9 protein-coding genes are annotated in these 12092 nt (G+C 33.5%); all 9 read left to right on the forward strand.

Annotated elements, in window-relative coordinates; translation table 11 throughout:
- The first annotated feature begins 29 nt into the window (after positions 1-29).
- Positions 30-1523 (forward strand): RagB/SusD family nutrient uptake outer membrane protein, encoded by a 1494-nt coding sequence (locus tag J8L88_RS14440; protein ID WP_035084532.1) that lies wholly within the window; start codon positions 30-32, stop codon positions 1521-1523.
- Positions 1523-3940, forward strand: coding sequence for a polysaccharide lyase 6 family protein (locus tag J8L88_RS14445; RefSeq protein WP_247666488.1), 2418 nt, complete (start codon positions 1523-1525; stop codon positions 3938-3940). Before J8L88_RS14440 ends, J8L88_RS14445 begins: the two co-directional genes overlap by 1 nt.
- A gap of 18 nt (positions 3941-3958) precedes the next feature.
- A complete protein-coding gene (locus J8L88_RS14450; RefSeq protein ID WP_211061064.1) occupies positions 3959-5509 on the forward strand; it encodes an IPT/TIG domain-containing protein in 1551 nt (516 codons plus the stop codon).
- Positions 5510-5544: 35 nt separating this feature from the next.
- Positions 5545-7809, forward strand: coding sequence for a heparinase II/III family protein (locus J8L88_RS14455; protein WP_211061065.1), 2265 nt, complete (start codon positions 5545-5547; stop codon positions 7807-7809).
- Positions 7810-7812: 3 nt separating this feature from the next.
- Positions 7813-8181, forward strand: a complete 369-nt coding sequence (locus J8L88_RS14460) for a cupin domain-containing protein (protein ID WP_027392020.1) — start codon at positions 7813-7815, stop codon at positions 8179-8181.
- 4 nt (positions 8182-8185) lie between these two features.
- Positions 8186-9460: an MFS transporter gene (locus J8L88_RS14465; RefSeq protein ID WP_027392021.1), complete on the forward strand. Its 1275-nt coding sequence runs from the start codon at positions 8186-8188 to the stop codon at positions 9458-9460.
- A gap of 71 nt (positions 9461-9531) precedes the next feature.
- Positions 9532-10293 carry an SDR family NAD(P)-dependent oxidoreductase gene (locus J8L88_RS14470; RefSeq protein WP_027392022.1) on the forward strand — a complete coding sequence of 254 codons (762 nt, stop codon included), beginning with the start codon at positions 9532-9534 and terminating at the stop codon, positions 10291-10293.
- 18 nt (positions 10294-10311) lie between these two features.
- Positions 10312-11316: a sugar kinase gene (locus tag J8L88_RS14475; RefSeq protein ID WP_211061066.1), complete on the forward strand. Its 1005-nt coding sequence runs from the start codon at positions 10312-10314 to the stop codon at positions 11314-11316.
- A 1-nt stretch (position 11317) separates the two neighbouring features.
- Positions 11318-11998, forward strand: coding sequence for a bifunctional 4-hydroxy-2-oxoglutarate aldolase/2-dehydro-3-deoxy-phosphogluconate aldolase (locus tag J8L88_RS14480; protein ID WP_211061067.1), 681 nt, complete (start codon positions 11318-11320; stop codon positions 11996-11998).
- The last annotated feature ends 94 nt before the right edge of the window (positions 11999-12092 follow it).

Consider the following 12092-nt stretch of genomic DNA (forward strand, 5'->3'; position numbering starts at 1 on the left):
ATGAAATAACAGACTAAAAAATATACACAATGAAACATATTTTTAAACTTCAAAATAGATTCATAAATTTTAATATTTATGCATTGTCATTGACATTATTGATGGTGTCTTGTGATCTAGAAGAAGAAGTAACTTCTTTTAGAACAGATGACAACTTCTATCAAGACCAAGAAGAGTTAAATAGAGGAGTAATTGCTTCATATTCTAGTTTATATGATGTGATGGAAGTAGAATGGAATATTACAGAACTTCGTTCTGATAATACATTTACTAATCCAGATAGATCTCCAGAATCAGATGCTCCTCGTTTTACATTGGATCGACTTACAGTAGATACCAATAATTCGATAAATCAAGCTTACTATGCTAATTGTTACAAAACAATAGCTTTAGCTAATAGAATCATAGCTAACATCGATGTTGCAGTTGATGAAGACTTAAGAAATCAATATGAAGGTGAAGCCAAATTTCTTAGAGCGTTAATGCATTTTAACTTAACAAGGTTATATGGTAGTATTGTGATTGTAGATAGAGTTTTAATTGGTGAAGAAGGTTTTCAATTATCTCGTAGACCTCAATCAGAAGTATATCCTTTTATTATTCAAGACTTAGAAGATGCAATCGCACTTTTACCAGAACAATATGATGATTCAGAATTCGGTAGAGCAACAGCAATAGCAGCAAGAACTATATTAGGAAAAGTTCATTTAACGAATCCTGATAGAGATCTAGAAGCTGCAATTACTCAGCTAGAATATGTTAGAGACAGAGGAATAAATGATCTAGTTACCGATTATGATAACCTGTTTGAACCAGGTGATGAATTAAACAATGAAGTAATTTTTTCTGTTCGATATGAACAAGGACTTATAGGTTTAGGTTCTCCTTTTCCGAACTTCTTTGCTCCTTTACAAAGTGATGGAAACGTAGTTTTTGGTAATGGTGATGGACTTAATGTACCTACAGAAGATATATCCGATTTATATCTAATAAATGATTCAAGAAAACCTTCATCCATGGCGGACAGTTATATTGCAACTAACGGAACTGAAATCTTTAACAAGCACGTTACTAAATACAATTCGGCATTTAACGCACTAGATGATGGTGATGTAGATTGGCCAGTTACAAGATTTGCTGATGTGCTATTAATGCTTTCTGAAGCATATGTAGACGCTAGAGGAATTTCTGAAGCCTTAATCGAACTAAACAAGGTAAGAACGCGTGCTGGTCTAGATGATCTATTAGAAGCTGATGTAAACTCTAGCTTTGCTTTTAAATTAGCCTTAGAAAATGAACGACGTCTTGAGTTTGCTTTCGAAAATCATAGATTCTTTGACCTACTAAGAACTAATAGAGCTTTGACTGTAATAAATGAACATTTTACAACAGAGTTTGCTTATAACAATCCAGACAATCCTGATCTTGATGCAAGTCCTATTTCGGATTTTCAATTACTATTACCAATACCACAAAGAGAAATTGACCTAAACCCTAATTTAGCTCAAAATATAGGTTATTAATGATTATAAATAAGCAACATATCATTACTACAATAGTATCCATTCAACTATTCTTTATTGGATGTACATGTTTTGCTAATGAGATTAAAGTAGCAACTATTGATGAATTCAATAATGCTATAAAATCTGTAAAAGCAGGAGATCGTATAATATTAAAAAATGGAGAATGGAAAGATGTAAAATTAGTAGCTAAAGGTGAAGGAACATCAGAAAACCCTATTATTATAGAAGCAGAAGAATCCGGTAAGGTAATCCTTACCGGAGATTCCAACCTAAAAATAGCTGGAACTCATTTATTAATCAAAGGGTTGTGGTTTAAGAATGGTTACACTTCTGGAAAATCAGTGATTTCGTTTAGAGTGAATTCTAAGGAATATGCAAGTCACTCCAGACTTACTGATTGTGCAATTACATATTACAATCCAAGTAAAAAATCTATCGATTATAAATGGATAAGTGTTTGGGGTAAAAATAACAGAATAGATCACAACTATTTTGTAGGGAAAATTAACTCTGGCACTACTCTAGTTGTATGGTTAAAGGGAAAAGAGCATATAGAAAACAACCATCGAATTGATCATAATTATTTTGGAGAAAGACCTACTTTAGGTTTTAATGGTGGGGAAACTATTAGAATTGGAACTAGTAAAAATTCATTATTATCTTCCAGAACAATTGTAGAGGATAATGTTTTTGAAAAATGTAATGGAGAGTTAGAAATTATTTCTAATAAATCAGGTAACAACGTATATCGTAACAATCTCTTTTTAGAAAGTGAAGGTGTCTTAACATTAAGACACGGAAACAAGTGCCTAATAGAAGGTAATGTATTTATAGGAAATCAAAAACCAAATACTGGTGGTATAAGAATTATAAATGCAGGTCATGTTGTTAGAAATAACTTAATGATGAATCTTACAGGTGATGGTTTTAGAGGGCCAATAGTTGTAATGAATGGCGTACCTAATAGCCCTGCAAATAGATATCATCAAGTTAATGATGTAAAAATTCAGAACAATACTATCATAAATTGTTCTCCAATTCAACTTTGCGCTGGTAGTGATGAAGAAAGGTCATTAACCCCAATAAATACAACCTTTTCTAATAATATCATATACAATGATAAAAATGGTGATATAGCAACAATACATGATAAAATAGATGGATTTAATTTCTATGGGAATATTTTAGATACTCAGAAAAATTTTGATCAAGAAGGCTTTACAAAAATGAAAGTAAATTGGGATACATTTGAAGATATTCTTTACATCCCAACTGAAACGAACGAAGAATTAATCAAAAATTCGAAACCTGAAGCTAAATCACCTAAACTGGATATTACTGGAGCAAAAAGAACTACTTTCATTGCTGGTGCTTATAACCTAGGAAATAATAAGTTCCCTAAGGCATTGGTTCTTAGAAGTGGAACCTCTTGGGACTCTAAAACAAAACCTGAGAAACTTGTGGCTACATCAGAAATCATTGAAGTAGAACCAGGTTTAGGAACATTACGTAAGGCATTAAAAAAGGCTTCTTTCGGTAGTATTTTAAAATTAAAATCTGGAGAATACATTCTAGAAAAAGGAATAAAAATTACAACAAACATTACTATTCAAGGAGATACTAACGGTAAAAAACCTATATTAAAAGTAAAAGAAGGTTTAGATAAAAACCCAACGTATTTCTTTAGAGTAGAAGGTGGTAATAGTTTACACTTAAATAATTTAGAAATTTCTGGAAACTTAAAAACACCTATAAAATATGCTGTAGTCTCTCCTGACAAAGGTGTCGCCGAATTATACTCTGTATTTATTGACAATTGTCATATTCATGGTTTTAGAAATAAAAAAGGGGGTAGTTTTTTCAAAGGTTACAAAGGAACTTTTGCAGATACTTTAAGTATTGCTAATTCAAGAATTGAAAAATCATACCGAGGAATTAATCTTTCAGAAGAAAAAGAAAGTTTCGGAAAGTATAGTGCTCAAATAGTACGTATTAATAACACAATTTTTAAAGACATAGAACAATGGGCTTTAAATTATTATCGTGGAGGAACTGACGAATCTACTTTAGGAGGTAATCTTTCTGTACAAAACTCTGTGTTTAGTAATGTGGGAAATGTAGAAAAAGGTACCGTGCTTAGAACCAAGGGGATTGTAACAGTAAACATCAAAAATTCAGTTTTCGAAAAAAGCTACAAAGTAATTAACCCTGTTAACTTAAATGGAAGCAAGAATACGATAAGTAACTGTGTCGTTTTTGATTGTGGCACTGTAAAAGCAACAAAAGGAGCATCTGAAAAAAATGTAATATATAAAAACCCTAAATGGGAAGATAAAGAAAAATTCATTCCAAGTGAAAAATCGCCATTGCGAAAAGAACAACATATTGGACTGAAATGGGATACTAAAAAATAAAATTAACACAATAGAATTATGAAAAATTACGAAGCATCTTTTAAGAGAATCTTAGCAGGTCTATTGGTTTTCTGTTTAATGTTGATATTTGTAATATCCTCGTCTTGTGATGCGGATATCGAAGTGGATCAAACTGTGGAAGAAATAGAATCTGCAACTCCAATAATCTCTAGTTTTTCTCCATCTAGTGCAGAAATACTTGAAGAAGTACTTGTAGAAGGGGAATTTCTTCAATTTGTGGATAGAGCAACCATAGGTGGAATACCTACCGAAATTAAAAGTAAAATTAGTGATACTCAAATTTTACTAAGAATCGACCCTGCTGTTATTTCTGGGCAAATCGTACTTATCAATGATTTAAGTAGACAAGGTGCAGAAAACTTGGAATTTACAGCTACTTCTACCGAAAGTTTAACCGTATCGTATCCTGTACCATCAGTAACGAGTGCAATCCCTAGTGAGGCTACAGCAAATGATTTACTAATCATAGAAGGAGCTAATCTTGGTGTAGTATCAAGTGTTACTTTTGGAGGCGTAGCTGGTGTTATATCTTTTCAAGAAAATGATGTAATTGTAGTAACTGTGCCAAACCCAGGAACTCTAGATCCTGTTGCTATTAATTTAACTTATAACAGTAATAGCGGAGAAATTGCACAGGAATTAAGTTCTTCTTTCTTAGTTAACATACCGACACCAGAACCAGATAATGTGCCTAGAATAATGGCTAGAGATAATATGGTAACAATCACAGGAGCTAATATCAATTTTACAACATCTGTTACAGTCGATGGTATTGAAGCAACAATTACTACGTCTCCTACTGATTTAACTTTTATGGTTCCATCTGGAGTAACAACAGGCATATCTGAAGTTATCATTACAGATACAGAAATGCGTCAAACTGTGTTTAATATACCATACATCAACGGACCATATTACGAATATTATGATTTTGATACGAAAGCTTTAGAAACTGTAAGAGATAATAAGAATGGTGATCCTACTGAAGTGGTTTTATCATTAGGAGAAGACGAAGCAGAACAACCAAGATTCCCAGGAATGACAGAATCTTTTGGAAGTAGATATTTACACTTAGATTACCCTAAAGCTACTACTAGTACTTTAGCCTCTATATATTGTTATGATTTTAGCGATGATTTTGGAACCGAAGAAATGGGAGAAGAATCAGCTGCTTTATTAGATCCAGCCGGTAGATTTGGCGGAAACCCTGTATTACATTTCTGGATGAGAATTAATGGAGCAAACTGTAGAACAAAAATATATCTAGGAACTTCAAGTGCTCAGCGTAGAGAATCTAATGGTCCTCTTTTAGACACAGGAGGAGAATGGGTATTAGTTGCTGTAAGACTTAATGGTTTTATGGATAGTGCAGCAGATTTTTCAAGATTTCATTTCCGTCTTACAGCAGGTAGCTCTTCTGATAATATACCAAGATCAGCTGATTACGATTGGATAATTGTAACCGACAGAGTATTAACAGAGTTTGGAGCTGTAGATTACTCAGCAGCTTCCATTACAGATGAGACTAACTGGAAAGATCAAGGTTAAAAAACAATAAATAACGAATTTTCATAATATTATAAATGATCCAATCACCTTTACATACTATTCGGTTAAGGTTAGGCATTCTTTGCCTAACCCTAACTCTTAGTATTCTAAGTTTTGGCTGTACCAAAAACGAAAACACAGCATCAACCAAAACAGAGATTAAAAATCAAAAACCAACACTTTCTTTATCTACTTCTGAAGCTAATGAAATAAAAAAATTACTAAACACTAATGATGTTTTAAAAGTCTCCTTTGAACAACATAAAGAAAAAGCAGACAAAGCAATTAAGAATGGTATTGAAGTGCCTATTCCAAAAGATCCTGGTGGTGGATATACACATGAAAAACACAAACGTAATTATGGAGAAATGTATTCTGCAGGAATTTCATATATAATTACTGAAGACACTAAATACTCCAAGTTTGTTACTGATATGTTATTAGCGTATGCTAAAATGTATCCTAGTTTACCTTTACATCCAAAAAGTAAAAAAAATCACCCAGCTGGAAAGCTTTTCTGGCAAGGATTAAATGAAAGTGTTTGGTTAGTTAATTCAATACAAGCATATAATCTGGTAAGTGATGTAATTTCTGAAGAAAATAAGAAAATAATAGAAGACCAAGTTTTTAAGAAAGTAGCAGAATTTATTAGTGTTGATTCTAAAAAAACCTTCAATAAAATACATAACCATGGAACCTGGGCAGTAGCGGGCGTAGGTATGACAGGATATGTTCTCAAAGATCAGGATATGGTCGACCGTGCTTTATACGGTAGTAATAAAGATAAAGAAACAGGTTTTCTTAAGCAGATAGATATGCTTTTTTCTCCGGAAGGATACTATTCTGAAGGTCCTTATTATCAGCGATATGCTATGATGCCTTTTATGCTTTTCGCTCAAGCTATCCAGATCAATCAACCTGATCTTAAAATCTTTGAATACCGAGATCAATTATTAGGTAAAGCGGTAACCACAGTATTGCAACTAACTGACGAAAATGGTGCATTTTTTCCTTTTAATGATGCATTAAAAGAAAAGAACTATTTAACCAGTGAATTGATATTTGCCAGCAATATTGCCTACGCCTACTATAAAGACAGCTCGCTACTGCCTATTACTTTAGCACATGAAAAAGTCAGCATATCAGGTGCTGGACTTGAGGTAGCTAAAGCTCTGAAAGATTATAAACCAAAATCGTACGAAAAAAAACCGCTACTAATTACAGACGGAAAAGATGGAAACGATGGAGGTTTAGCATTATTACGTATGTCTAATGGTAAAAAAGACAAAAAACTTACCACCGTTTTTAAATTTGCTTCTCAAGGGATGGGACATGGTCATTTTGATCGACTGTCTATATTTCTGTATGATGGAAAACAAGAAATTTTACAAGATTATGGCGCTGCAAGATTTTTGAATGTAGAATCAAAACAAGGAGGAAGATATCTACCAGAAAACAAAACGTGGGCAAAACAAACTATAGCGCATAATACAGTTACTGTAGATGAGTCTTCTCAATTTGGAGCTAACGTAAAAGCATCGAGTAAAGTAAATCCAAAACTTCTTTTTTCAAACTTGAAAGATAATAACCTTCAAATTGTTAGTGCTAAAGAAGAAAATGCATACCCAGGAGTTCATATGCAAAGAACACTGGCCTTAGTTAAAAATGAAGCTACAGAAAGACCTCCTTTCGTTATAGATGTATATGCAATTACTGCTAAAGAAGCTCATCAATACGATCTAAACTTTATGTATCAAGGACAAGTAATGGAAACTAATTTTGAGTATCTCAAAGAAAATACATTAGATCCACTTGGAATTAAGAATGGATACCAACATCTATGGAAACTAGCCGAAGGTAAGAGTGATCAAAATTTTGCAACGCTAACTTGGTTAAACCAAAATAGCTTCTACTCTATCTCAAGTCTTATAGATAAGGAAAGTAATATGGTCTTTGCGAGTCTAGGAGCTAACGATCCTAATTTCAATCTTAGAAATGAAGCGTCATATATGCTAAGAGAAAAGAACAAGAAGGATCATGTTTTTGTAAATGTTATAGAACCTCACGGGAATTTTGATCCAAAATTAGAATCTGTACAAAATCCACATTCTGATGTTAAAAATATTGAAATGATCTATTCTGATAATAACTATACTATCGTAGAAGTGACATTCAAAAATAATGAAAGTTATACACTAACGGTCGTTAATCAAGAACACGACCCACACAAACAACATGAATTGACTATTGGTAATAAAACATATCAGTGGACAGGCAATTATAATTTAAAAACTAACTAAACAATGAGCTACTCAAAAATTAAGAGTGAAGTATTCTTTGTAACCAAAGACAAACCATGGGAACAAGCCGCAGAAGGTATTACACGTCAAATGATCGGATATGATGTTAATATAATGATGGTTAAAGTAAACTTCGAAAAAGGGGCAATTGGATACATTCATGACCACTTTCATTCTCAAACTACATATGTTGAATCTGGAAGTTTTGAAGTTACTATCGGAGATGACAAAAAAGTATTAAATGCAGGTGATGGATTCTTTATTCCGCCTAATGTTCCTCATGGAGCAGTATGTTTGGAAGCTGGAGTTCTTATTGATGTATTTAGTCCAATACGCGAAGATTTTTTAGAAATTTCACACGAAAAGAAGTAATTAGATGACTAAGCTAAAAGGATTACGTTGGTGGATCATTGTGTTAATTTTCCTAGCAACGGTTATTAATTATATCGATAGAACTGCATTTGCACTTTTATGGCCCGAAATGGGTAAGGATTTAGGGATGGATAACTCCGATTATGCTCTAATGCTTAACTTCTTTCTCGCTGCATATGCCATCGGTAAATTTGCTTCCGGAAAATTGTATGATGAAATAGGTACCCGTTTAGGATTTACAGTTTCTATTATTGTATGGTCTGTAGCTTCTGTCTTTCATGCATTTGCAAGAGGACTTGTTAGTCTTTCAATTTTTAGAGTATTACTAGGTTTAGGAGAAGCCGGAAATTGGCCAGGAGCTGTAAAAAGTAATGGTGAGTGGTTTCCTATAAAAGAACGTGCAATTGCTCAAGGTATTTTTAATGCCGGTGCTTCTATAGGAAATGTAATTGCACCATTTATTATCATATTCTTATACACACAATATGGTTGGAAAACCACCTATATCATCTTAGGTTTTGTTGGTATATTATGGGTAATTCCTTGGTTATTTATTAATAAAGCCAAACCAGAAAAGCACCCATGGATTACTGATGAGGAAAGAGCACTTATCATAAAAGATAGAATAGAAAAAGTTGAGCCAGAGAATGAAGTAAAAGAAAAAGGGTTAAGTATTGGCCAAATATTAAGCCATAAAGAATCTTGGGGAGTTCTATTCTGTAGATTTTTTATAGAACCAATATGGTGGTTTTTTGTAGGATGGATGCCTATTTATTTAGGTGCAAAATTTGGATCTGACATTGAAGAAACTAAAAGTATTTGGATTTCCTATTTAATGGCAGCTGCGGGTAGTATAATAGGTGGTATGTTTACAAAAGCTTTAATGAAAAAGTTCTCTGTAGATGCATCAAGAAAAATAACAATTGCGTTAGGAGGTATTCTAATTTTAATCGCATTTGTATCCATCATTAACTTCGTTACAGACCAGAACTTTATGATGTTCATATATCTTGCGGGATTAGCATTATTCGGATTCCAATTTGCGATTGGAAACATCCAAACGATTTCTAGTGACTTATTTAGAGGTCCTTCTGTTGGAACACTAGCAGGATTAGCAGGAACTGTAGCGGCAGTATCACCAATGATTATGAACTGGTTTGTCGGTCAGATCACCACAAGTTCATACACCCCAGCATTTATAGCAATATGTGTTTCTGTAATACTTGGGGTCTTATCTATTTTCTTGTTTATCAAAAAAATAGGACCTGTAAGAAAATAATACACCAGTATAAATTGGTGTAAATTAAAATTAATCAACTATCAATAATTTATAATTAATAAAAAGAAAAAATGAGTTTAAAAGGAAAAGTTGCCATTGTAACTGGTGCCACCGGTGGAATTGGTTTTGAAGTTGCTAAAAGATTAGGTAACGATGGATATACTGTAGTTTTAAATGGTATAGAAGATGATAAAGGAGCTGAAAGAATCAAAGAACTTACAGCGCTAGGAATAACTGCCGAATATTACGGATTCGACGTTACAAACGAAGAAGCAGTTACTTCTAATATTGTAGCTATTGGAGAGAAATATGGAAAAATAGATTTACTGGTAAATAATGCTGGTGGATTAGGAGGAAGATCCAGATTTGAAGGTATGACTACAGAATTTTATCGATCTGTAATGGCCTTAAATCTTGACTCTACATTTTTTGCATCTAGAGCCGCTATCCCATTTTTGAAAAAAGGAGAAAACTCCTCAATCATTAACTATACATCTAATGCAGGATGGACTGCAGGAGGTCCTGGAGCAGGAATTTATGGAACATCAAAAGCTGCGGTTAATGCAATTACTAGAGCGTTAGCAAAAGATTTAGCAGAATATGGAATTAGAGTAAATGCGGTATCACCAGGTACTATAGATACTCCATTTCATGCTCAAATTAAATCTACAAAGCCTGAGGTTTTCGCATCATGGAAAAACAACATTATGTTAGGAAGATTAGGACAACCAGAAGATGTAGCTTCTGTAGTTTCTTTCTTAGCAAGTGATGATGCTGCTTTCATAACAGCCGAGACTATCCAGATTGGTGGTGGACAAGCATTAGGTATTTAATATAAAGAGACATATAAAATGAAAAAAGTAGTAACCTTTGGAGAAGTTTTAATGCGTATTGCTCCTTTAGGGAACAAAAAATTAAAACAATCTAACCAATTAGAATACTACTTTGGTGGAACCGAGGCGAACGTAGCAATATCACTCGCTCAATTCGGGAACAATACACAACATATTACAGCAGTATCCAACGATTTTGTTGGTGATGCAGCAAAGAGCTACTTGCAGAAACTGGGAGTAGATACTGGTTTGATTATTGACTCGCGTCATCCTCTGGGATTATATTTCCTGGAGGTTGGTGCAGTCATGCGATCAAGTACTATAGCGTATAACAGATCTAACTCCGCTTTTTGCAATATAAATCCCGAAGAAATTAATTGGGAAAAAGCTCTAGAAAATTGTGATTGGTTCCACTGGACAGGTATTACCCCTGCTTTATCCCTAAATGCATTTAAAGCACTAAAACAAGGATTAGAACTTGCAAATAAAAAAGGAATTACAATATCCGCAGATCCAGCATATAGAAGTGGTCTCTGGAATTATGGTCATGAAGCAAAAGATATACTTAATGAATTGGTAGCATTGTCCAATATTTTTATTGGAGGTCCAAATGAAATTAATGAACTTCTAAACACTAATTTCTCCTTTACTAATGATGATTTTATCGAAGCCAGTAAACTTCTATTACAAAGATATCCTAATATTAGAGGAGTATTTGATAAAACAAGAGTTTCTCTTAATGCAAGCTGGCATAAGATAAAAGCTAGAATGTGGAATGGAAACGAATTTTCGGAAACCAATGAATTAGAAATAACACACGTTGTTGATCGAATTGGTACTGGTGATGCTTATGCTGCAGGATTAATTCAAGGTCTATTGCACTATGATGATATAAAAGCATTGCAATTTGCTAATGCATCTTGTGCTTTAAAGCATACTATAGAAGGAGATGCTAATCTAGTAACAGAAGCTGATGTACTAAGTATCATTGAAGGTAATATATCAGGACGAATAAAAAGATAACATGGCACAATATACACGAATTGAAGTTGCACAAGTAATGGGAAACACAGGAGTTGTTCCCCTATTCTATCATAAAGATATTGATATTGTAAAAAAAGTAATCAAAGCAAGTTATGATGGAGGTGCGCGAGTATTTGAATTTACCAATAGAGGTGATCACGCGCAAGATATATTTACAGAGATATCAAAGTGGGTTGAAAATGAATTACCTGGTATGATTCTAGGAATTGGATCTGTTGTTGATCCAGGTACAGCATCATTATTTATACAAAAAGGAGCCAATTTTATCGTATCCCCTATTCTAAACCCTGAGATAGCAAAAGTTTGTAATCGCAGAAAAATTGCGTGGCTTCCTGGTTGTGCAACACTTACCGAAATAAATTATGCAGAGGAGTTGGGAGCAGAAATAGTAAAAATATTTCCTGCAGCGCAAATCGGAGGAGCTGATTTTGTAAAAGGTATAAAAGCACCTTGCCCATGGACAAGTATAATGCCAAGTGGAGGAGTATCACCAGAAGAAAAAAACCTTACAGATTGGTTCAATGCAGGGGTACACTGCGTAGGAATGGGATCTAAGCTTATTGCGAAAGATGAAAACGGAAACTTTGATTACAATAAAATAACTGAATTAACTAAGAGTTCATTAAGAATTGTTAAAGATTTAAAGCGTAATAATCAATAGTTTTTATGCATTTATCAATCTAAAGGCTCGTTCCAAATAACAAATTGCTAACAAATCAATTGAATTACATGATTTTCAACAAAAATTGTGTTAA

The sequence above is a fragment of the Aquimarina sp. MMG015 genome (assembly GCF_018100855.1).
GTDB lineage: Bacteria > Bacteroidota > Bacteroidia > Flavobacteriales > Flavobacteriaceae > Aquimarina > Aquimarina latercula.

Bases quoted from the DNA above. Each gene is read 5' to 3' on its own strand.
- J8L88_RS14460 (WP_027392020.1), top strand. From the start codon at position 7,813: ATGAGCTACTCAAAAATTAAGAGTGAAGTATTCTTTGTAACCAAAGAC.
- J8L88_RS14445 (WP_247666488.1), top strand. From the start codon at position 1,523: ATGATTATAAATAAGCAACATATCATTACTACAATAGTATCCATTCAA.
- J8L88_RS14455 (WP_211061065.1), top strand. From the start codon at position 5,545: ATGATCCAATCACCTTTACATACTATTCGGTTAAGGTTAGGCATTCTT.
- J8L88_RS14475 (WP_211061066.1), top strand. From the start codon at position 10,312: ATGAAAAAAGTAGTAACCTTTGGAGAAGTTTTAATGCGTATTGCTCCT.
- J8L88_RS14440 (WP_035084532.1), top strand. From the start codon at position 30: ATGAAACATATTTTTAAACTTCAAAATAGATTCATAAATTTTAATATT.
- J8L88_RS14450 (WP_211061064.1), top strand. From the start codon at position 3,959: ATGAAAAATTACGAAGCATCTTTTAAGAGAATCTTAGCAGGTCTATTG.
- J8L88_RS14465 (WP_027392021.1), top strand. From the start codon at position 8,186: ATGACTAAGCTAAAAGGATTACGTTGGTGGATCATTGTGTTAATTTTC.
- J8L88_RS14480 (WP_211061067.1), top strand. From the start codon at position 11,318: ATGGCACAATATACACGAATTGAAGTTGCACAAGTAATGGGAAACACA.
- J8L88_RS14470 (WP_027392022.1), top strand. From the start codon at position 9,532: ATGAGTTTAAAAGGAAAAGTTGCCATTGTAACTGGTGCCACCGGTGGA.